Origin of the sequence: Nocardia sp. NPDC059154, from assembly GCF_042755705.1 — a bacterium.
In the GTDB taxonomy this organism is placed as follows: domain Bacteria; phylum Actinomycetota; class Actinomycetes; order Mycobacteriales; family Mycobacteriaceae; genus Nocardia.
Map to the genome: position 1 here is coordinate 1 of NZ_JBHZCS010000074.1, position 21,107 is coordinate 21,107.

At 66.8% G+C, this 21,107-nt stretch carries 16 protein-coding genes and 1 pseudogene; 15 read left to right on the plus strand and 2 right to left on the minus strand.

All coding sequences use genetic code 11. From position 1 onward, the window contains the following. Window positions 1-134 precede the first annotated feature (134 nt). On the minus strand, window positions 135-866 hold the full coding sequence (locus ACFXN1_RS41780) for a S1 family peptidase (protein ID WP_379438613.1): 732 nt from the start codon (window positions 864-866) through the stop codon (window positions 135-137). A 285-nt stretch (window positions 867-1,151) separates the two neighbouring features. On the opposite strand from ACFXN1_RS41780, the gene ACFXN1_RS41785 reads away from it, so the two are divergent. Next, entirely contained in the window at window positions 1,152-1,604 is a 453-nt protein-coding gene (locus ACFXN1_RS41785; RefSeq protein WP_379393081.1) for a DUF4189 domain-containing protein, read from the plus strand. A gap of 75 nt (window positions 1,605-1,679) precedes the next feature. Beyond that, entirely contained in the window at window positions 1,680-2,432 is a 753-nt protein-coding gene (locus tag ACFXN1_RS41790) for a MerR family transcriptional regulator (RefSeq protein WP_379438615.1), read from the plus strand. Between the two features lie 75 nt (window positions 2,433-2,507). Here the strand turns inward: ACFXN1_RS41790 and ACFXN1_RS41795 are convergent, their stop codons facing one another. Beyond that, complete coding sequence (locus ACFXN1_RS41795) at window positions 2,508-3,740, minus strand: hypothetical protein (protein ID WP_379438617.1); 1,233 nt, start codon at window positions 3,738-3,740, stop codon at window positions 2,508-2,510. Between the two features lie 383 nt (window positions 3,741-4,123). Between ACFXN1_RS41795 and glf the strand changes: the two genes are divergently transcribed. From glf to ACFXN1_RS41860, 13 genes and pseudogenes are all read left to right on the plus strand, one after another. Further along, a complete protein-coding gene (glf, locus tag ACFXN1_RS41800) occupies window positions 4,124-5,320 on the plus strand; it encodes a UDP-galactopyranose mutase (protein ID WP_379438619.1) in 1,197 nt (398 codons plus the stop codon). Continuing rightward, on the plus strand, window positions 5,317-7,263 hold the full coding sequence (locus ACFXN1_RS41805) for a glycosyltransferase (protein ID WP_379438621.1): 1,947 nt from the start codon (window positions 5,317-5,319) through the stop codon (window positions 7,261-7,263). Before glf ends, ACFXN1_RS41805 begins: the two co-directional genes overlap by 4 nt. Beyond that, window positions 7,260-7,844: a phosphatase PAP2 family protein gene (locus ACFXN1_RS41810; protein ID WP_379393091.1), complete on the plus strand. Its 585-nt coding sequence runs from the start codon at window positions 7,260-7,262 to the stop codon at window positions 7,842-7,844. The genes ACFXN1_RS41805 and ACFXN1_RS41810 overlap by 4 nt, the downstream gene beginning before the upstream one ends. Window positions 7,845-7,870: 26 nt before the next feature. Beyond that, window positions 7,871-8,818, plus strand: coding sequence for a decaprenyl-phosphate phosphoribosyltransferase (locus ACFXN1_RS41815; protein ID WP_379387520.1), 948 nt, complete (start codon window positions 7,871-7,873; stop codon window positions 8,816-8,818). Window position 8,819: 1 nt separating this feature from the next. Further along, complete coding sequence (gene zomB, locus ACFXN1_RS41820; protein WP_379438623.1) at window positions 8,820-10,805, plus strand: flagellar motor control protein ZomB; 1,986 nt, start codon at window positions 8,820-8,822, stop codon at window positions 10,803-10,805. Window positions 10,806-11,076: 271 nt separating this feature from the next. Next, entirely contained in the window at window positions 11,077-12,120 is a 1,044-nt protein-coding gene (locus ACFXN1_RS41825; protein ID WP_379438625.1) for an alpha/beta hydrolase, read from the plus strand. Window positions 12,121-12,456: 336 nt separating this feature from the next. Then, entirely contained in the window at window positions 12,457-13,545 is a 1,089-nt protein-coding gene (locus ACFXN1_RS41830) for an alpha/beta hydrolase (RefSeq protein WP_379393096.1), read from the plus strand. Window positions 13,546-13,677: 132 nt separating this feature from the next. Then, a complete protein-coding gene (locus ACFXN1_RS41835) occupies window positions 13,678-14,622 on the plus strand; it encodes an alpha/beta hydrolase (protein WP_379438627.1) in 945 nt (314 codons plus the stop codon). A 149-nt stretch (window positions 14,623-14,771) separates the two neighbouring features. Continuing rightward, window positions 14,772-15,818: an alpha/beta hydrolase gene (locus ACFXN1_RS41840; RefSeq protein WP_379438628.1), complete on the plus strand. Its 1,047-nt coding sequence runs from the start codon at window positions 14,772-14,774 to the stop codon at window positions 15,816-15,818. Window positions 15,819-16,022: 204 nt separating this feature from the next. Next, window positions 16,023-17,027, plus strand: coding sequence for an alpha/beta hydrolase (locus ACFXN1_RS41845; RefSeq protein WP_379438630.1), 1,005 nt, complete (start codon window positions 16,023-16,025; stop codon window positions 17,025-17,027). Window positions 17,028-17,381: 354 nt separating this feature from the next. Next, the gene (locus ACFXN1_RS41850) at window positions 17,382-18,425 is read left to right on the plus strand and encodes an alpha/beta hydrolase (protein WP_379393104.1); all 1,044 of its coding nucleotides are present in this window, start codon (window positions 17,382-17,384) and stop codon (window positions 18,423-18,425) included. 118 nt (window positions 18,426-18,543) lie between these two features. Then, window positions 18,544-19,896 (plus strand): annotated as a pseudogene (locus tag ACFXN1_RS41855) (alpha/beta hydrolase-fold protein); the annotation flags it as partial. A 193-nt stretch (window positions 19,897-20,089) separates the two neighbouring features. Then, entirely contained in the window at window positions 20,090-21,067 is a 978-nt protein-coding gene (locus ACFXN1_RS41860) for an alpha/beta hydrolase (RefSeq protein ID WP_379438633.1), read from the plus strand. The last annotated feature ends 40 nt before the right edge of the window (window positions 21,068-21,107 follow it).

Here is a 21,107-nt window from a genome sequence, read left to right on the forward strand (position 1 = left end):
TGCGGGGGGGGGGAGGAAAGGCCACCTGCGGACGAAGAAAAAACCAAAAGGAAAAACAGAGGATTTTGGAAAAGACCGGGGGGGGGTGACGGGGTCCCCCGTCCCCCCCCCGCGGCGTAGAACTGTCTCGGAGATCAGGCGACGTGGAAGCCCGCGCCCGCCCCGCCGTGGCGGTCGATATCCGCCAGCACGGTGCTGATATTGGTGGCCAGCTCCGGCTCGTGGATCAGGTTGCCGCCGCCGGTGCACAGCGGCAGCTCGATGCTGACCGGCCCGGCGTCGAAGTCGGTGCCCGCCACCACCATGCCGATCAGCTGGTCGCCGCGCAGCACCGGTGCGCCGGAGTCACCGTGGTTGGCGCACACCTGGCTGCGGAAGTAGGTGGACTTGGTCTCCCAGACCGGGCCGCAGGTGAAGCCGGTGGTGCGGCCGTTCTTGCAGACGTTCTCGCCGATCTGCGGCGGCGCACCGACCGAATTGATGACCGACTGCGCGACCTGACGGGTCGGGTTCACCCGGTCCGGGTTGAACACGATGATGCCCCAGTCCATCTCCTCGCTCTTCTCGGCGACGACGCCGATGCCCCCGGAGCGGGTGTACTCGGCCGCGACGCGTGCGCCTACCTCGCCGCAGTGGCCGGCGGTCAGGCCCACGAGCTGGTTCTTGTTGTCGTAGCCGATGGCGGTGATGGTGCAGTCGTTGACCGAGCTGGAGTCGGTGAGGTCCTCGACGTAGACGCCGGAACCACCGCCGAGCACCACCGGTGCGGCCGCGTCCGCGGGCCCGGCGAACAGGAGCGTGGAGCTCACGGCGGTGGCGGCCACGGCCGCCCAGGACAGAACTCGGGCGCGGCCCGCAGACAACATTGGGTTTTCCTCATCCCCCGAATATCGAAATTCGTGCGCGCGCGGAAATCGGGAGTCCGGTAGCGCGCGCGTGGAGCATGTCACGCCCGTCTACCCGGCGCAAGTCACGTCCGGGCCGGCCGATTCGATGCCCTATTCGGAACGCTTTGCGCGGCAGCCGGTTCCGGCGCGAAACCGACTTGGCCGTGTCGGTGGCCCGTGATAGAACTCCGGCAGTGGTGATCGCACCACGGGAGTGCAACCGGAGCGGCCATTTTCGCCGCTGCCGAATGGGGAGAATTTCGAATGGCTTTTTCGGGCAAACTCGCCCTGACCATGTTCGTTTCCGCTGCCGCTGTGCTGGTTTCGACGGTGGGGGCCGGCACCGCGAGCGCCGAGCGCGGACCTGACGGCTCGCTGTACGGCTCGCTCGCGATGAGCACCGACGGCGGCACCTTCTACGGCGCGGCCTGGAACTACCCGAGCTGGGGCCGCTCCGACGCCGACGCGCTGGGCCAGTGCGGGCACCGCGGCTGCAAGATCATGGTGCAGTTCCGGGACGGCTGCGGCGCCATCGCCGAGAGCGACGACCACACCTACTACTACGGCGGTTCGGGCAGCAACCGCGCCGACGCCGAGCAGGACGCCATGACCCGGCTGACCAACTGGCTGCCGTCGCCGCCCGCCATGTTCGGCAGCTCGGCCCCGGCGAAGCAGGGCGTGCACATCCGCTACTCCCAGTGCACCGACGGCGCCTAGGCTTGACCTTGACGCAACGTCAACTTGCATCCTGAATTCGTCGAGGAGAACGAGGGGGAAACGAAAGGCCCGAACGTGGCAGCCGAATGGTCCATCCAGGAATTGGCCAAAGTGGCCCGAACCACCAGCCGCACCCTGCGGCATTACGGTGACCTCGGGCTGCTGCCGCCCAGCCGGATCGGATCCAACGGCTATCGCTATTACGACCAGGAATCCCTCGTACGGTTGCAGCGCATCCTTTTGCTCCGGGAACTCGGCCTGGGCCTGCCGGCCATCGCCGAAGTCCTCGCCGGTCAAAAGGACACCGCTGCCGCCCTGCGCACCCATCTGGAATTGCTGAAACACGAGCAGGACCGGATCGCGCGGCAAATCACCTCGGTGCAAACCACATTGCGCAAAACGGAAGCAGGTGAACAACTGATGGCGAACGAGGTATTCGACGGATTCGACCACGCTCGGTACCGGGACGAGGTCATCGAACGCTGGGGCAAGGATGCCTGGGAGAGTGGCGACCGCTGGTGGAACTCCATGAGCGAGGCCGAGAAGAAGGCCCACCTCCAGACCCACGTGGATATCGCCGCCGACTACGGCCGCGCCCACGCGGACGGAGTCCCGGTCGACAGCGACGAGGTACAGGCGATCGTGCAGCGCCACTACGACTGGCTCGGTACGACTCCGACGGGCGGACCCGTCAATGCCCAGTACTTCAACGGTCTCGGTGACATGTACGTGGCCGACCCGCGATTCGCGAAGAACTACGACAAGCACGGCGAGGGAACCGCCGAGTACGTCCGCGACGCGATGCGCGTGTACGCCGCGCGGCTGTGATCGGGCGACGCCGAGCCGGAAAACCAACAGCCGCCCGGTCTTTCGGCCGGGCGGCTGTTCCGTGTCGCTGCCGGGTCAGGCCGCGCACATGGACTGCATGACACCGCGCAGGATCGGCGCACCGTAGGTGGCGGGCGCGAAGGCGATGGTCTGGGCGATGCCCAGCGGAGTCGTGATGGTCGAGGCCACGCCGGTGAATCCGGCGATCGTATTGCCGACGGTGAGCAGCAGGCTGGTGGTGTCGAGCGCGAAGGTGATGAGCGCGAAGACGTTCTCCACCTTCACATCCGCCAAGGGCACGGTGTTGAGGGCGCGGCCCTCGTAGATGTCGAAGCCCAGGTTGGCCAGGAAGGTGAGTGGGCCGTAGTCCAGCGCGTCCACGATCGGCCCGAGCTGCTCGGTGCGGCGCAGCATCATCACGTCGGCGACCCGGTTGCTCTGCAGGAAGCCTTGCAGCGCATCGGCATTGGCGTTCACGGCGGCCGGGTCGACGGGCAGCCCGGCGGCGGTGGTGAGGAAGTTGCGGGTGCGCTCGACCAGTTCGGAGGTCTTCAGCTCGGCCAGCGGGGTGCAGCTGCCGTCGGCCTTGACCAGCTGGTTGGCCAGGTCGATGAGCGGCTGCGGCACGTCCACGTGCTCATCGGGCAGATCGAGTTGCAGCTTCTGGTAGACGCCGTTGGCTCCGCAGCCCACCGACAGCTGCGACTGCACCGCGCGTGCCAGCGACTTCACGCCGTTGAACATGGCGCCCACGATGGGCTTGAGCACGAAGCCCACGGTCGGCACCAGGCTGGCGGCGAACTGCGCCGGAATCTTCACGATCCGGGTGGCCAGGATGAACACCTCGACCACGTCGCGCACCTTCAGCTGCGAGACCGCGATGGTCTGGTGCAGCTGCCCGGTCCGGATGGCGTCGAGGTTGTTGACGATGTAGGTGACGATCGGGTCGTCGAGGAACTGGGTGCGATCGTTCACCTCGTCGGGGCTCAGCGGCAGGAATCCGTGGCGGTGCACGTGGATCGCGGCGACGTTCTGCCGGAAGTCGTCGACGGACCGGTCGTAGGCGGTCTGCTGCTCGGCCGGGACCACCGTGCGGATGGCGGTGGCCGCCGCGGTGATGACGTCGTCGAAGGTGGCCGCGCCGGGCTTGCCGCAGACATCGCCGGCGTCGGCGATCTCGGCGGCGGCGAGGGTGGTGTCGCCGTCGTCGGCGCGGGCGGGGGCGGCGGCGGGGATCAGGGCGGCGGTGCCCAGCAGGGCGGTGATGGTCAGCGCGCCCACGAGCGGGGCGAGGCGTGCGAGGTGCATGTACGTGGTCTTCCGGGTCGAGCGAACGGCACGCGCGCGAAGCACACGGCACGGAACTGGTCAGACGTTCAATTTCGAGTCGATATGCAACACAGCTCCAATGACGCCGCTGTCTGCGATTACGTGAACTCTGCGCAAAAACCTTGCGACCTTTCGCGCTCGCCGGGATGGCGCACGCCACTGAACCGAGCCCGCTGCACAACAGCCCACAGAGGGGCAAAAGCCCAAAGAGGGCAAAACTGATGGTTCGCGGCCCGGCTCGGTCTGGACTGACGGAGCGGGGGAGCGAAGCGGAGGAGCGGAGGAGGGAAGACCGAGCTTGCAGGGCCGCGAACCGCCCGGAGCGAAGCGGAGGGCAATTGGACACAGTAGTCTGGGCACCCGTGACCGTCGCATCCCCGTTCGATCTCATCGTCGTCGGCTCCGGCTTCTTCGGGCTGACCATCGCAGAACGCACCGCCAACCTGCTCGGCAAGCGAGTTCTGGTGGTGGAACGCCGCTATCACCTGGGTGGCAATGCGTACTCCGAGGCGGACCCGGAAACCGGCATCGAAATCCACAAGTACGGCGCCCACCTGTTCCACACCTCGAACAAGCGCGTGTGGGATTACGTCAACCAGTTCACCGAGTTCACCGGCTATCAGCATCGCGTCTTCGCCATGCACAAGGGCCAGGCGTACCAGTTCCCCATGGGACTGGGCATGCTGTCGCAGTTCTTCGGCCGCTACTTCACCCCGGACGAGGCCCGCGCGCTGATCTCGGAGCAGTCCGCCGAGATCGAGACCCAGGACGCCACCAATGTCGAGGAGAAGGCCGTCTCGCTGATCGGCCGCCCGCTCTACGAGGCGTTCATCCGCGACTACACCGCCAAGCAGTGGCAGACCGACCCGAAGGAGCTGCCCGCCGGGATCATCACCCGCCTGCCGGTCCGCTACACCTTCGACAACCGCTACTTCAACGACACCTACGAGGGTCTGCCCAAGGACGGCTACACCGCGTGGCTGTCGAAGATGGCCGAGAACGACCTCATCGAGGTCCGCGTGAACACCGACTGGTTCGAGGTGCGTGACGAGATCCGCGCCCAGAACCCGGACGCCCCGGTCGTCTACACCGGCCCGCTGGACCGCTACTTCGACTACGCCGAGGGCGAGCTCGGCTGGCGCACAATCGATTTCGAGTCCGAGGTGCTGGAAACCGGTGATTTCCAGGGCACCTCGGTCATGAACTACAACGATGCGGACGTCCCGTTCACCCGCATCATCGAGCCGCGCCACTTCCACCCCGAGCGCGACTACCCGACCGACAAGACGGTCATCATGCGCGAGTTCTCGCGCTTCGCCCAGACCGGCGACGAACCGTACTACCCGATCAACACCCCCGACGACCGCGCCAAGCTGCTGGCCTACCGGGAGCGCGCCAAGACCGAGACCACCGAGGCCAAGGTGCTGTTCGGTGGCCGCCTGGGCACCTACCAGTACCTGGACATGCACATGGCCATCGGCGCCGCGCTCAGCATGTTCGACAATGTGCTGCGCCCGCACCTGGAATCCGGTGCGCCACTGGTGGACGTCGCCGAATGACCGCCCAACTCACGCGGGAAGACATGACCACCGAGACTCGTGCCGTATCCCTGCTCCAGCGCATCATCCTGCCCCGGCCGGGTGAACCCCTGGACGTGCGCAAGCTGTACCTCGAGGAATCCGAGACCAATTCCCGTCGCGCGCATGCGATTACGCGCACCGCGCTGGCCATCGGCGCGGAGTCGGAGGTTTCCTTCTGCACCTACTTCAACGCGGTCCCGGCCAGCTACTGGCGTCGCTGGAGCGTGCTGAAGTCGGTGGTGCTGAAGCTGGAGCTGTCCGGCCACGGTCGCGTGGACGTGTACCGCTCCAAGGCCGACGGTTCGCGAATCCACGTGCAGGGCAACGAGTTCAGCACGCCAGGTGAGGGCGCGGCGGCCGCCGCCTTCGTGGAGTTCGAGGTGGATCTGGGCCCGTTCGAGGACGGCGGCTGGATCTGGTTCGACATCACCACCGACAGCCATGTCGAAATGCGCAGCGGCGGTTGGTACGCGCCGATCGAGGCGCCGGGTGAGGGCAGCATCGCCGTCGGCATGCCGACCTTCAACCGCCCCACCGACGCGGTGAAAACCCTGACCGCCCTCGGCTCCGACCCGCTGGTGCTGGAGAAGATCAAGGCCGTCATCATTCCCGACCAGGGCACCCGCAAGGTGGTCGACGAGCCCGGCTTCACCGAGGCCGCGGCCCGCCTGGCCGGCCGGCTGGCCATCCACGACCAGCCCAACCTGGGCGGTTCCGGCGGATACAGCCGGGTCATGTACGAGGCGCTCAAGACCACCGACGCCGAATACATCGTCTACATGGACGACGACATCGAGATCGAGCCGGACTGCATCCTGCGCGCGCTGGCCTTCTCGCGATTCGCCAAGTCGCCCATCCTGACCGGTGGCCAGATGCTCAACCTGCAGGAGCGTTCGCACCTGCACGTCATGGGCGAGGTGGTGGACCGCTCCATCTTCATGTGGACCGCGGCCCCGAACGTGGAGTACGACCACGACTTCGCCAAGAACCCGCTGCGCGACCGCGACAACTCCAAGCTGCTGCACCGGCGCATCGACGTCGACTTCAACGGCTGGTGGACCTGCGTCATCCCGCGCCAGGTGGCCGAGGAGATCGGGCAGCCGCTGCCGCTGTTCCTCAAGTGGGACGACGCCGAATACGGTTTGCGCGCACGCGAACACGGCTACCCGACCGTCACCCTGCCGGGTGCGGCGGTGTGGCACATGGCCTGGTCCGACAAGGACGACGCCATCGACTGGCAGGCCTACTTCCACCTGCGCAACCGCCTGGTGGTGGCGTCGCTGCACCTGCCCAACGACGGCCGGCCGATGGTGGTCAACACCATCAAGGCCACGCTGAAACACCTGCTGTGCCTGGAGTATTCGACGGTCGCCATCCAGAACGAGGCGATCCGCGACTACCTGGCCGGACCGGACAAGCTGTTCGAGCTGCTGCCGACCGCGCTGGGCAAGGTGCACGCCATGCGCAAGGAGTACCCGGACGCGGTGATCGTGCCGTCCTCCACCGAACTGCCGCTGGCCTCGTACGCCGAGGTGGGCGCGGTCGGCGAGCCGGGCAATCCGATCGCCAAGGTGGCCCGGCTCGGCAAGGGTGTGCTGCACAACTTCCGCAAGGCCAACCCGAAGCACCATGAGACCCCGCAGCTGAATGTGCCCACGCTGGACGCGCGCTGGTTCCTGCTCTCGCAGGTGGACGGTGTCACCGTTACCACTGCCGACGGCCGCGGCGTCGTCTACCGTAAGCGGGATCCGCGAAAGGCCATGGAGCTGTTCAAGGAAGCGATGCGCCTGCGCAAGGAGCTGGCCGAGCGCTTCCCGGAGGTGCGCGAGCAGTACCGTCGCGCGCACGCGCAGCTCACGAGCAAGGCCGCGTGGGAGAACGTCTTCGGTATCGATACTGAATCAGGAAACGAACCCAAATGACCGCTGCTCATACTGCTTCCGGCCCGGACCGCGGCCTGCACGTGGTCCCGGACGCGCCGGCGGCCCCGGTCGCGTCGCCGGCCGAGGTCAAGATCATCAACCTGGTGCAGGGCACCATCGGGCAGCACCCGGCGGTCGTCAAGGCCGCGCGCGGTATGTCGCATTTCGGTGAGCACTCGCTGGGCTGGCTGGGCATCGCCGCGGCCGGAGCGCTGCTCGACAAGCCGCGCCGCCGCCAGTGGGCGGGCGTGGCCGTCGGCGCGTTCGGCGCGCACGCGGCCTCGGTGGTCATCAAGCGCATCGTCCGCCGCCCCCGCCCGCACGATCCGTCCGTGCAGGTCAACGTGTCGACGCCGTCGAAGCTCAGCTTCCCGTCCTCGCACGCCACCTCCACCACGGCGGCGGCTGTGTTGCTGGGCAGGCTCACCGGGCTACCCTTGCCTGCGGTGCTCGTCCCGCCGATGCTGCTCTCCCGGGTCGTCCTCGGCGTGCATTACCCCTCCGACGTGCTCGCGGGTTCCGCGCTGGGCGCAGCATCAGCCGCAGCCGTGCTCGCCGCCGAAAAGAGACTCGCCAAGTGACAGCCCAGGAAAGAGCCACCGTTGACATGAGCGAAGAGCCGACCACCACCGACCTGGCCGAGGCGGTCATCAAGGGACCGCCGAAGACGTTGGGCGGCGGCTTGATCAAGGCCATGCGCCCCCGGCAGTGGATCAAGAACGTGCTGGTGCTCGCCGCGCCGCTGGCCGCCGGGAAGACCGCCGGCGGCACGCTCGTGATCACCGACCTGTCGGTGCTCGGGCACGTCGCCATCGCCTTCGTGGTGTTCTGCATGGCCGCCTCGGGCATCTACCTGGTCAACGACGCGCTCGACGTGGAGGCCGACCGGGCGCACCCGACCAAGCGTTTCCGGCCCATCGCGGCCGGCGTGGTGCCGGTGAACCTGGCCTACGGGCTGTCGGCGGTGCTGCTGCTCGGCTCGATCCTGTTGTCCTTCACCGCGAACTGGCATCTGGCCGTGGTGATGGCGGTGTACATCGGCATCCAGCTGGCCTACTGCTTCGGTCTCAAGCACCAGGCGGTACTGGACATCTGCATCGTGTCCTCGGGCTTCCTGCTGCGCGCGGTCGCCGGTGGCGTCTCCTCGGATATCCGTCTGTCCCAGTGGTTCCTGCTGATCATGGCGTTCGGCTCGCTGTTCATGGCGGCCGGAAAGCGCTACGCCGAGCTGAAGATCGCGCTCGACACCGGCGCCAAGATCCGGAAGTCGCTGGAGTACTACACGCCGACCTACCTGCGTTTCGTCTGGACCCTGTCGGCCACCGCGGTTGTCGTGTTCTACGGTCTGTGGGCGTTCGAGCAGGATCGCGCCAAGGACACCATCTGGTTCGCCATCTCCATGATTCCGTTCGTCATCGCCATCATGCGGTACGCGGTGGACGTCGACGGCGGCGAAGCGGGTGAGCCGGAAGAGATCGCCCTGGGGGACCGTGTCCTCCAGTTCCTCGCAGTCGCCTTGATCGGAGCCCTGGGTGTCGCTGTCTATCTCACCTGACGTGGTAGAGGGAGAAGAGCGAGAGACGGGCGCACCGACGGCACAATTGCCGGTCGGTCGCGCCCGTCGGCGTGCGGATGCCTCCGCACGCTTCTCGCGACTATCCCGCATCACGTTCATCGGTGGGATCGTGCTGACCACGACACTGTTCGCGGCCGGCGCGTGGCAGCGGCGCTGGATCGCCGACGACGGCCTGATCGTCCTGCGCACGGTGCGAAACCTGATGGCGGGCAACGGTCCGGTCTTCAATGCGGGCGAACGCGTCGAGACCAATACCAGCGCGGCCTGGACCTACGTCGTCTGGTTCTTCAGCTGGCTCACGCACATGCGGCTGGAGTACGTGGTGCTCGGCATCACGCTCACGCTCTCGGTGCTGGCCATGGTGTTCGCCATGCTGGGCGCGGCCCGGCTGTGGGGCGGCACCCGGTCCGCGCTGCTGGTGCCCGCGGGCGCGCTGGTCTACATCGCGCTGCCCCCGGCCCGCGACTACGCCACCTCCGGACTGGAGAACTGCCTGGTCATCTTCTGGCTGGCGGTGCTGTGGTGGGGGCTGATTCGCTGGAGTCAGGCCGAACGGGTGCGTCCCGCAGGCTTTTTCGGCCTGGTGTTCTTCGCCGGGCTGGCGCCGCTGGTGCGGCCGGAGATGACGGTGGTCGGCGCCCCGGCGCTGCTGATCCTGTTCTGCGCGCCGGTGCCGCAAACCCGGCTGCGGCCCTGGGTTTTCCGCTCCCTGGTGGTGGCGGTGGCCGGCCTGGTGCCGCTGGGATACCAGATCTGGCGGATGGGCTACTACGGCCTGCCCTATCCGAACACCGCCGTGGCCAAGGACGCCGGTGGCGCGAAGTGGCACCAGGGCGTCATCTACATGTGGGACCTGGTGGGTCCCTACTGGTTGTGGCTGCCGCTGCTGGTGCTGGCGATCGCCGCGATCGTGCTGGTCCGGCAGCGCCGGGCCGAGCAGCCGGCCGCCGCAGACGCGACCGCCGGCGCCGGAGACAAGAACTGGCGCGCCCGGATTCACCGTTTCAGCGTGTGGCTGCGCACCCCCGCCGCGATCGTGACGCTCATGGTCGGCAGCGGTGTGCTGCTCACCGTCTACGAGATTCGCGTCGGCGGCGACTTCATGCACGGCCGCATGCTGCTGCCGCAGCTGTTCCTGCTGCTCCTGCCGGTGTCGGTGCTGCCACTGCGGCCCGCGCGGGGCTTCGGCCGGGGTGAGTCCGGAATGCGCGGCCTGGACTGGGCTTTCGTACTGGTGGCGGCCGCCTTCGTGGGCACGGCGGGCTGGGCGCTGTTCGCGGCGAACACCACCGCCATCACCACCGGGACCAAGATCCGCGCCAACGGCATTGTCGACGAGCGCATCTACTACGTGCTCAATACCGGGCACGACCACCCGATCCGCGCCGAGGACTACCTGGACTATCCGCGCATGCGCGCCATGGTCCGGGACATCGCCAACTCGCCGGACGGTGCGCTGCTGATCAACTCGCCCTCGTTCATGAACTGGTATCTGGTGCCCGCGCCGGTGCCGGAGGGCAATGGCGAGCACGTGGTCTTCTTCCTGAATCTGGGCATGACCAGCATGAACGTCCCACTGGACGTGCGTGTCATCGACCAGATGGGTCTGGCGTATCCGCTTGCCTCGCATACCGATCGGCTCACCGACGGCCGCATCGGACACGACAAGAACCTCTACCCCGACTGGGTGGTCGAGGACACCGGCATGGTGGACCGGCACCCGTGGATGCCGTGGTTCCTGGACGAGAAGTGGAGCGACCAGGCCCGAACGGCGCTGTCCTGCCCGGATACTCAGGCGATGCTGGCCTCCTCACGGGCGCCGCTGACCTTCGACCGCTGGCGGCACAACCTGATGCAGGCGTTCGACTTCGCCAAGTACCGCATCGACCGGGTGCCGAAATACGAGATCCAGCGCTGCCATCTGGAGGATCCGACCCAGCCGGCGCCGCCCGCGCCGCCGAAGTGATCCGCGCGCTGCAGGTGTGAAAAGACCCCGCATCCTGTCCGGATGCGGGGTCTTCGCTTGTCCGTGCGGAGGTTTGACCGAAACGTCACGTTCAGGGGTGCGAGTTGTGGTTAGCTATCTCGATTTGGTAACACCCCGGCGTGGGTTTCGCGATAAGCTCCGCGAGTACTCCCGGCGCCGACCAGAAACCCGCTGTGCGGCAACGGTTGTCGCAATACGAACCCGGGCGGGTGGACAGTGAGGCCCGGGGCGCACGGACGGAAGGCCGAATATGCGGGGCGTGACGGTTCAGGGTGGGGCGCGGAGCTGGTTGCGAAAGTCGGTGCTGGCCTTGGCATTGGCGACCATGGTGCCGATGGGGGTGGCGGTCCTGGGCGCGCCCGCCGCGCAGGCCGCGTTCGGTCCGGACGGAATGGACTTCTACGTCGACTCCAGCATGGGCCCGATCAAGTCGCGCGTATTCCGTGCGGCAGACGGCAATACCAACCGAGTGGTCTACGCGCTGGACGGTGAACGCGCGCGCGAGGACGACAACGGCTGGGAGATCAATACCGATGTCGCCCACGCGCTGACGGCCGCCAATATCAATGTCGTCATGCCGGTCGGCGGCCAATCCAGCTGGTACGCCGACTGGAACTCGCCGAGCACCTTCCTCGGCGTGCCTGCGGGCACCGCCTCCGTGCAGTCCGGATCCGGTGCCACCCAGGTACTTTCCGGCGGTCCCGGCAAGTCCTACACCTACAGGTGGGAAACCTTCCTCACCACCGATCTGCCCAACGCACTGCGGGATCGCCTGGGCTTCAGCACGACTCGCAACGGCATCTTCGGCCTGTCCATGAGTGGCGGTTCCGCGCTGATGATGGCGGCCTTCCACCCGAACCAATTCGCCTACGCCGGTTCGCTGTCCGGTGCGCTGGACCTGTCGCTGCCCGAAATGCGCACCGCCGTCCGGCTGGCCATGGTGGACGCCGGCGGCTACAACATCGATGCGCTGGCCGGGCCGAAGGACCTGAAGTGGCAGCACCTGGATCCGTTCCAGTTCGCGCCCAAGCTGAAGGCCGACGGCACCAAGATGTTCATCTCGGCGGGCAGCGGACTGCCCGCGTCCACCGACGCCATCAATGCCTCGACCATCGAGGCCATGGGCATAGAGGCGGTGGCGCTGGTCGGTACCAAGGCCTTCCAGGCCCGCTGGGCGGCGCTGGGTGGCGGCAATGTCGTCTACGACTTCCCGGCCGTCGGCGTGCACAACTGGCGCAATTGGGAAGCCGAGCTGAATCGGATGCTCCCGGACCTGTCCGCGAACATCGGGTGAACCGGGCGGGCCGGCGGTGAGTTCTCTGAGAGTTTCGAGAATCGCAGCGCGCCTTCGGTATTCGCGTTGTGTTATCGGGGATGCTGAAGTCGCGCAGAGTGGTTCGCGCAATTTGGAGTGATAGTTGATGTGCATGAGTCTGTGGGGGCGGAATTCGACTCTCGAGTCGCAAGCTGGCGCTGATGTGCGCCACATTCCTCGCCGACAGTGGCGCTCGTCACTTTTGTCACGATCCGATAACGTCTCGTTGGCCCAGACACGATAGGGTCGCCGAGACCTCAAACGTGGTTACGAGCACACGGTGAGACCGAACGACCGGAAAGGCCGGACAAATAAATGCGAGGCGATAGACGTCACAGATCCCGCGGTTGGCTCAAGAATTCCGTGGTCGGATTGGCGCTGGCGATTGCACTGCCGTTCGGGGTGTCGGCGGTCGGCGTCGGCACAGCGAACGCGGCACTGGACCCCGACGGGTTCGACTTCTACGTCGACTCGGCATCCATGGGCCCGGTCAAGTCGCGCGTCTTCCGCGCGGCCGACGGCAATACCTCCCGCGTCGTCTATGCCCTCGACGGCATGCGCGCCCAGCAGGACCTGAGCGGCTGGGAGATCAACACCGACATCGCGCACGCGCTGACCGCGGCGAACATCAATGTGGTGATGCCGATCGGCGGCCAGTCCAGCTTCTACGCCGACTGGAACGCGCCCAGCAGCGTGCTCGGCGTGGGTGACGGCGCCGGCTCGTCCTCCGGCTCCTCCAAGCTGGCCTCCGGCTCGGCCTCGGGCTCGTCCTCGGGCTCGGGCGCCTTCCAGATCCTGGGTGGCGGCCCCGGCAAGAGCTACCGCTACACCTGGGAGACCTTCCTGTCCCAGGACCTGCCCAACGCGCTGCAGAGCCGGCTCGGCTTCAGCCGCACCCGCAACGGCGTCTTCGGTCTCTCCATGGGTGGTTCCGGCGCGCTGACCCTGGCCGCCTACCACCCGGATCAGTTCAGCTTCGCGGGCTCGTACTCCGGCTACCTGAACATCTCCGCGCCCGGCATGCGTGAGGCCATTCGCGTCGCCATGATCGATGCCGGCGGCTACAACGTGGACTCCATGGCTCCGCCGTGGGGGCCGCAGTGGCTGCACATGGACCCGTTCGTCTTCGCGCCGCGCCTGAAGGACAACAACACCCGGCTGTGGATCTCGGCCGCGAGCGCGCTGCCCGGTCCGGGTGACGTCTCGGGTGTGATGTCGGTGCTCCAGGGCATGCCGCTGGAGGCCCTCGCGCTGGTGAACACCCGGGCGTTCCAGGCGCGGATGGCGTCCCTGGGCGCCGGCAACGTCACCTACGACTTCCCGGCGACCGGTGTCCACAACTGGAACAACTGGAACGCCGAGGTCTACCGGATGCTGCCGGATCTCTCGGCCAATATCGGCTGACACCGCCGGCTCTCCACGCTGCAGAAAGCCCCCGCCGTCTCGGGCGGGGGCTTTTCGCATGTCTTGACACCCTCTCATTGAGACTATAGTTTGATGCCAGAGAAACGGTATCAATGAGATCATGGAGCGATCGTGAACAGTCTGGCCGTCCATCCCGAACTCGCGGACGTCCTCGCCGCGATGCCCGAGCGCCCGAACTTCTTCGATGACCTCGCGGCCACCCGCCGCAACTTCGAGGCGACGATGGATCGGTTGCCGCTGGACAGCTCGCGGGTCGAGATCGAGAACCTCGAAATCGACGGGCCCGACGGCAATCTCGTGCCGATCAGCGTGTACCGGCCGAAGGGTCTGGCGGACGTGCTGCCCGCGGTGCTGCACATCCACGGCGGCAGCTTCGCTTTCGGCCGATCCCGGCCCGGCGAGGATCGGACCGCCATCGCCATCGCGGAACAGGTTGGCGCGGTGGCCGTTTCGGTGGACTACCGGCTCGCTCCGGAGCATCGGTACCCGGCGGGTATGGAGGACTGCTACGCGGCGCTGGAGTGGATTGCCGAGAACGCCGATGACCTTCGCGTGGATCCGGACCGGATCGCGGTCACTGGGAAGTCGGCGGGCGGCGGTCTGACCGCGGCGCTGGCGCTGCTGTCCCGGGATCGCGGCGGCCCGGCCATCGCCCACCAGTCGATGTACATCCCGACTGTCGACCACCGGCACGACACCGAGTCGGCCCGGGCGATCACCGACCGCCGGTTCCTCAACAACACCGATATGACCCAGACCTACGCGCACTACCTGCCGCAGCCGGCCGCCGACGCGGTCCCGGTCTACGCCAGCCCGGCGCAAGCGACCGATCTGTCCGGTCTTCCGTCCACCTTCGTCCTGGTCTGCGACCTGGATCCGCTCCGCGACGAGGCGCTGGAATATGCCCGCCGGCTCATGGATTCCGGCACTTCGGTTACGGTGTGCAATGTGCCGGGCGCCTGGCACATGTTCGAACTTTCGGCCCCCGATTCCGCGCTCGCCAGGGATGCGCAGCGGAAATGGCTGGGAGACCTGCGCGTGGCTCTGGATCGCTGAGGGCGCGGTACCGAATCGTTGAGGATCGATTCGCGACTCGCCGCAGCGACCGCACCGGACACGCCCAGTTGGGCATCCGATACTCAGGTTGTACCGAAGATCTGTTCTGCGTGATCAATGTTCTGCTCAAACCGAGAAGGGCTGGGTCGATGCGGGTTCGAGGCTTCACACGGAAGGTATTGGGCGTCGCCGCTGCCGCCCTGCTGGTTCCCCTGATGGCGGTGATCGAATCGCCACCGGCCACCGCGGCGTTCGACCCGGCCATCTTCGATTTCTGGGTCGATTCCCCGACCATGGGCCCGATCAAGACCCGCGTCCTGCGCGCTCGCGACGGCAATACCCAGCGCGTCGCCTACGTCCTGGACGGGATGCGCGCCCAGCAGGATCTGAGCGGCTGGGAGATCAACACCAATATCGCCGAGGTGATGGCGGACCAGAACATCAATGTGGTGATGCCGGTCGGCGGCGAGTCCAGCTTCTACGCCGACTGGGATGCGCCCAGTTCGTTCTTCGGAGCCGCGCCGGGCACCGGATCCGCGGCCTACGGCACCGGGTCGGGCGTCACCGAGTCCATGGGCGGCGGCCCGGGCAAGAGCTACCGCTACGCCTGGGAGGACTTCCTCACCAACCACCTGCGCTGGGAGCTGCAGAACCGCCTGGGCTTCAACCCGTATCGCAACGGCGTGTTCGGGTTGTCCATGGGCGGCAGCGCCGCGCTCACCCTGGCCGCGTACCACCCCGACTTCTTCAGCTACGCCGGTTCGTACTCCGGCTACCTGAACATCTCGGCACCCGGTATGCGCGAGGCGATCCGGAGCGCCATGCTCGACGCGGGCGGCTACAACGTGGACTCCATGGCTCCGCCGTGGGGGCCGCAGTGGCTGCGCATGGACCCGTTCGTCTTCGCACCCACCCTGATCGCCAACAACACCCGGCTGTGGATCTCCGCCGGCAGTGGCGCGCCCAGGCCCGACGATCTGAACATCCCGCTCGGCGTGGCGGCCGACCGGCTGATCCGCGGCGCGCCGCTGGAAACGTTGGCGCTGGCCAATACTCGCGCCTTCCAGGTCCGCATGCTCTCCCTGGGCGCGCAGAACATTGTCTGGGACTTTCCGGCCACCGGGCTGCACGCCTGGACGAACTGGCAGGACGACGCCTATCGAATGATCCCGGATATGTCCGCGCACATCGGATAGACCCGACTCCCGGATGCGGCCGCCGTCCGCGCGGACGGCGGCCGTCGGGTGTTTCGCACCAGGGCGGTGATCCATCACGGTTTGGTCGCGGGGGGTGTTTCGCCGCCTGTCGACTCCGAATATGCGCCTAAGAAAGATCCTGCGACAACAGCTTCTGCATTTCGGATGTGGTCATCGGAGACCACGCTCGTGAAAGGCGAGTCGATGCGGTCTGTTCGGGTACGCGAGTGGGTGCAGCGGTCAATGGCCGGTTCGGTCCGGGCGGTTTTGGCGGTTTTGGCTGTGGCGGTGACGGTTCCGCTGGCTGGGACAATCGGGGGGATGGCGCCTGCACATGCGTCATTCGATCCGGGCGGTTACGACTTCTGGGTCGATTCCGACATGGGCCCGATCAAGTCGCGCATCTTCCGCGCCCATGACGGCAATACCCGCCGCGTGGTGTACGCGCTGGACGGATTGCGCGCCCGCAACGACCTTTCCGGCTGGGAGCTCAACACCGATATCGAGCGGGCGCTCACCGCGTGGAACATCAATGTGGTGATGCCGGTGGGCGGCCAGTCCAGCTTCTATTCGGATTGGGTGGCCCCGTCCGATACCAATGGCCAGACCGTGCCGTACGCCTGGGAGACCTTCCTGACCCGGGACCTGCGCCGAGCGCTCGCCGCCCGGCTGGGCTTCAATCCGCGCGGGAACGGGGTGTTCGGGCTGTCCATGGGCGGCAGTGCGGCTCTGGTGCTGGCGGCCTATCATCCGGATCAGTTCCGTTATGCCGGATCGTATTCCGGCTATTTGAACATTTCAGGTCCGGGTATGCGGGAGGCCCTGCGGGCGGCGCTGCTGGACGCGGGCGGCTTCAACATCGACGACATGTGGGGGCCGCCCTGGAGCGAATTGTGGCTGCGCAACGATCCTTTCGTAATCGCGCCGATGCTGAGGGACAACGGCACCAGGATGTGGATCTCCAGCGGCAGCGGTGTTCCGGGTCCGCGGGATGTCGTGGAAACCCCGCTGGACGCGTACAACGTGACGGTTGGGATGGGTCTGGAATCCATAGCGCTTACGAATACTCGCGCGTTCCAGGCGCGCATGGACTCCCTGGGCCCCAGCAATGCGGTGTTCGACTACACCGCCGAGGGTGTGCACGCCTGGCCCTACTGGTCGGATCAGGTCTACAAGATGCTGCCCGACCTGAGCGCCAACCTCGGCTGAGCGAAACCGCCAAGGTTGCTTGCGGCGTAAGGGATTTGCATGTTGCCGCGACATCACGAGGGATTCGCGATATGGTCACCGCACCATTACGGTCGTATGCGATAGTGACTGAGTTGATTCACTGAACCAGCCACTCATTAGCGTGGCCTTGCCAACCGCTCGGAGCGTCGAATACCCTCCAGCGAGCAAGTGTGACCAACCCGTGGTAGCGCTTCACTCACAGGGAAGTGTCGGGATTCGCTGTGAGCGGTGATTGCGTATGTCCGCGCATGGCTTTGTCATGCCGGGGGTACGCGATTGACAACTTAAGACACCGCAGCAGCGCAGTGCTGCGGTAGAGAAGGAGCAATATCCATGCGTTTCGGCAGGTCTGCCGTGCCGGGAGGAGTTTCGTCGCGACGCCGTGCGCAGAGTGCTTGGCGCACACGGCTTGTAGCGGCCACCGTCACCGCGGCGGCGCTCGCGGTCCCGACCGCCTCCCTGGCCGTCCCGTCCATCGCCTCGGCCGCCCCGGCGTTCGGCCCGATGCACCGCGGTATTCCGGGCAGCTTCGAAGAGCTGATGGTGCCGTCCAGCATGGGCCCGATCAAGGTCCAGGTGCAGTGGGCCAAGAACGGTGGCAGCTCCGCGGTCTACATGCTCGACGGCATGCGCGCCCGCGATGATCGCAATGCGTGGGCCAATGCCGATGAGGGCGACGCCCCCGGCATCTTCGCGAACGACGACGTGAACGTCATCATGCCGGTCGGCGGTCAGTCCAGCTTCTACGCCGACTGGGTGTCGCCGTCCAACACCAACGGTCAGAAGTACACCTACAAGTGGGAGACCTTCCTGACCAGGGAACTCCCCGATTTCCTTTCCGGCTACGGTGTTTCGCGCAACAACACCGCCATCGCGGGGCTGTCCATGGGTGGTTCGGCCGCCCTCATGATGGCCGCCTACCACCGCGACATGTTCAAGCAGGCCACCTCGATGTCGGGCTACCTGAACCTGTCCGCGCCGGGCATGCGTGAGGCCATCCGTCTGGCCATGCTGGACGCCGGCCGCTTCAATGTCGACTCGATGGCCGCGCCGTGGAGCCCGGCCTGGCTGCGCATGGACCCGTTCGTGTTCGCGCCGCAGCTCAAGGGTCTGCCGATGTACATCTCGTCCGGTAACGGCATCCCCGGCCCGTACGACGGCGTCGGTTCCGCCGCAGACGTTTTCAACACCGGTAACGCCATCGCGCTGGAGGCGCTGGCGAGCGTGAACACCCGTGCCTTCCAGGCGCGGCTGGGGCAGATCAGCATTCCGGCCCAGTTCGACTTCACCGCGACCGGTACCCACAAGTGGCGCTACTGGCACGACGAGCTGGTGAAGGCCCGCCCGCAGATGCTGAGCGCGCTGGGTCTCGCCTAGTAGGAACCACCGCTGCTCGCCCCGGGCGATAGCGTGAACGAATGAACCGGCCATCCGACAGGGTGGCCGGTTCTTTTATGCCTCCCCATCATTCGCCGCGACGCGGTAGAAACCTACTGTGACAGCTGTGGCAATTGGTAGATGGGGGAGGGGCGGCCGCAGAGGGCTGGTCGCGCTCGCGGTAGCCACGACAGCCTTGCTGACGGGTGGGGTTGCCGGTTGGGGCGCAACGGCATTCGCGGAACCGGGGGCCGCTCCACCAGCGGGTGAACCGGTGAAGCCGACCAAACCCGATATTCGAAATGTGGTGTGGCTGAGCGACAGACGCGTGGCCCTGTGGGTGGATTCCCCCGCCATGGGCACCCGGATCCAGGTGCAACTGCTGCTGGCCAGAGACTGGAAAGCCAAGCCGGACAGCAAATTTCCCGTGCTCTACCTGCTCGACGGTCTGCGTGCGGGCGACGATCAGAGCGGGTGGACCAAAGACGCTGGGGCGGAAGGCTTCTACGCCGACAAGAACATCACCGTGGTGCTGGCCGTCGGCGGCGCGGCCAGCTTCTATTCCGATTGGAAGCAGCCCGACAACGGCAAGACCTACAAGTGGGAAACCTTCCTCACCAGGGAATTGCCGCCGCTGCTGGACCGCGACTGGCGCACCACGAATGTGCGCGGCCTGACCGGGCTCTCCATGGGCGGCACCGCGGCCATGATGCTGGCATCCCGCAACCCCGGATTCGTGCGCTACGCCGCCTCCTTCTCCGGCTTCCTCACGCTGACGACTCTCGGTATGCCGCAGGCGATCGCGTACGCCATGCGGGACGCGGGCGGCTACAACGCCGATGCCATGTACGGCCCGCCCACCGACGCGGAATGGGAATCGCACGATCCGTACGCGCTCGCGGAAAAACTGAAGGGCCTCAGTCTGTATGTGTCCAGCGGCAGCGGCCTGGCAGGCGTCCACGACATTCCGGCCGGGGTTCCGGGCGTGAGCACCAACTGGGTCGGCATGGCGCTGGAAGTGTTGTCGCGCTTCTCTTCTCAGCAGTTCGTGGCCAAGCTGGACAAGCTCAGCATTCCGGTGCAGGTGAACTACCGGCCCTCCGGCACGCATTCCTGGCCGTACTGGGATTTCGAGATGCGGCAGTCCTGGCCGCAGGCGGCGGCCGCGCTGGGCGTGGAGGCGAGCAAGCCGGACTGCGCCGCAGCGGGCGCGATTCAGCCTGTGGCGCTGGCGAAGTCGTGGCTGGGTGACTGCCTGACCGCGGAGTATCCGCTGGCCGGTGGTGCGGCGCAGGACTTCCGGGGCGGGCGGGTGGTGTGGTCGGCGGCCACCGGTGCGCATCCGGTGGGCGGCATGATCGGCGGCGTGTACCAGGGCGCGGCGGGACCCGCTGGCGCACTCGGCTTTCCCACCTCCGATGAAACGCCCATACCGGGCGGAGCGCAGCAGGCTTTCCAGCACGGCACCATCGTTTTCCACGACGGCAGGGCCGAGATACACGCCAGCTGAACCGGATACCCGCCGATTACCTCCGGGTCGACGGTAGAGTGCACCGTTGTCCGTGACTCCCGTCACGTCGGTGTGGTTCCCCCTGCGGTTCAGGAGATCGATCTCTATGGCAGTACAGGGCGCTTCGTCATGCCCGCAGCACGGTTCGATTCGGATGCCCGGACGCGGACGCGTCAGACGCGGCTGGCGGCGCGCCCTCGCGGTCGTCGCGGCCGTGCTGGCGCTCCCGGCGCTGGCGGCGCCCGCCCTCGCCATGCCCGCGCATCCTCAGCACCGCGCCCGTGACGGCGGCTTCGAGGAGCTGATGGTGCCCTCCAGCATGGGCCCGATCAAGGTGCAGGTGCAGTGGGCCGCGCACGGCGGCGACGCGGCGCTGTACCTGCTCGACGGCCTGCGCGCCCGAGACGACTTCAATGCCTGGAGCTTCGAGACCAATGCCCTGCAGCAATTCGCCAATGACAATGTCACCCTGGTGATGCCGGTCGGCGGGCAGTCCAGCTTCTATACCGACTGGCGCTCGCCCTCGAACACCAACGGGCAGAAGTTCACCTACCGGTGGGAGACCTTCCTGACCGACGAGCTGCCCGCCTTCCTCGAGGGCTACGGCGTCTCCCGGACCAACAATGCGGTGGCCGGACTGTCCATGGGCGGGTCGGCGGCACTGGCGCTGGCCGCTTATCACCGTGACCAGTTCAAGCACGCCTCCTCGTTCTCGGGCTACCTGAACATCTCCGCGCCCGGCATGCGCGAGGCCATCCGCATCGCCATGCTCGACGCCGGCCGTTTCAATGTCGACTCCATGGCCTGGCCCTGGAGCCCGCAGTGGCTGCGCATGGACCCGTTCGTCTTCGCACCGCAGCTCCGCAACCTGCCCATGTTCATCTCCGCGTCCTGGGGCGTGCTCGGCCCGCACGACCACCCGGACTCACCCGTCGGCATCTTCAACACCACGAATGCCGTTGCGCTGGAGGCCCTATCGATGGTGAACACCCTCTCGTTCGTGGGCCGGATGACCCAGCTCGGCATCGGCGCCCACTACAACCTCCAGGTCGCGGGCACCCACTCCTGGCCGTACTGGCAGGACCAACTGGCCACCGCCCGCCCCGACATCCTCGCCGCACTGGGGGTTTGACTCTGGACGTATGCCAACGCAGCAGCTGATTTCGTGGCGG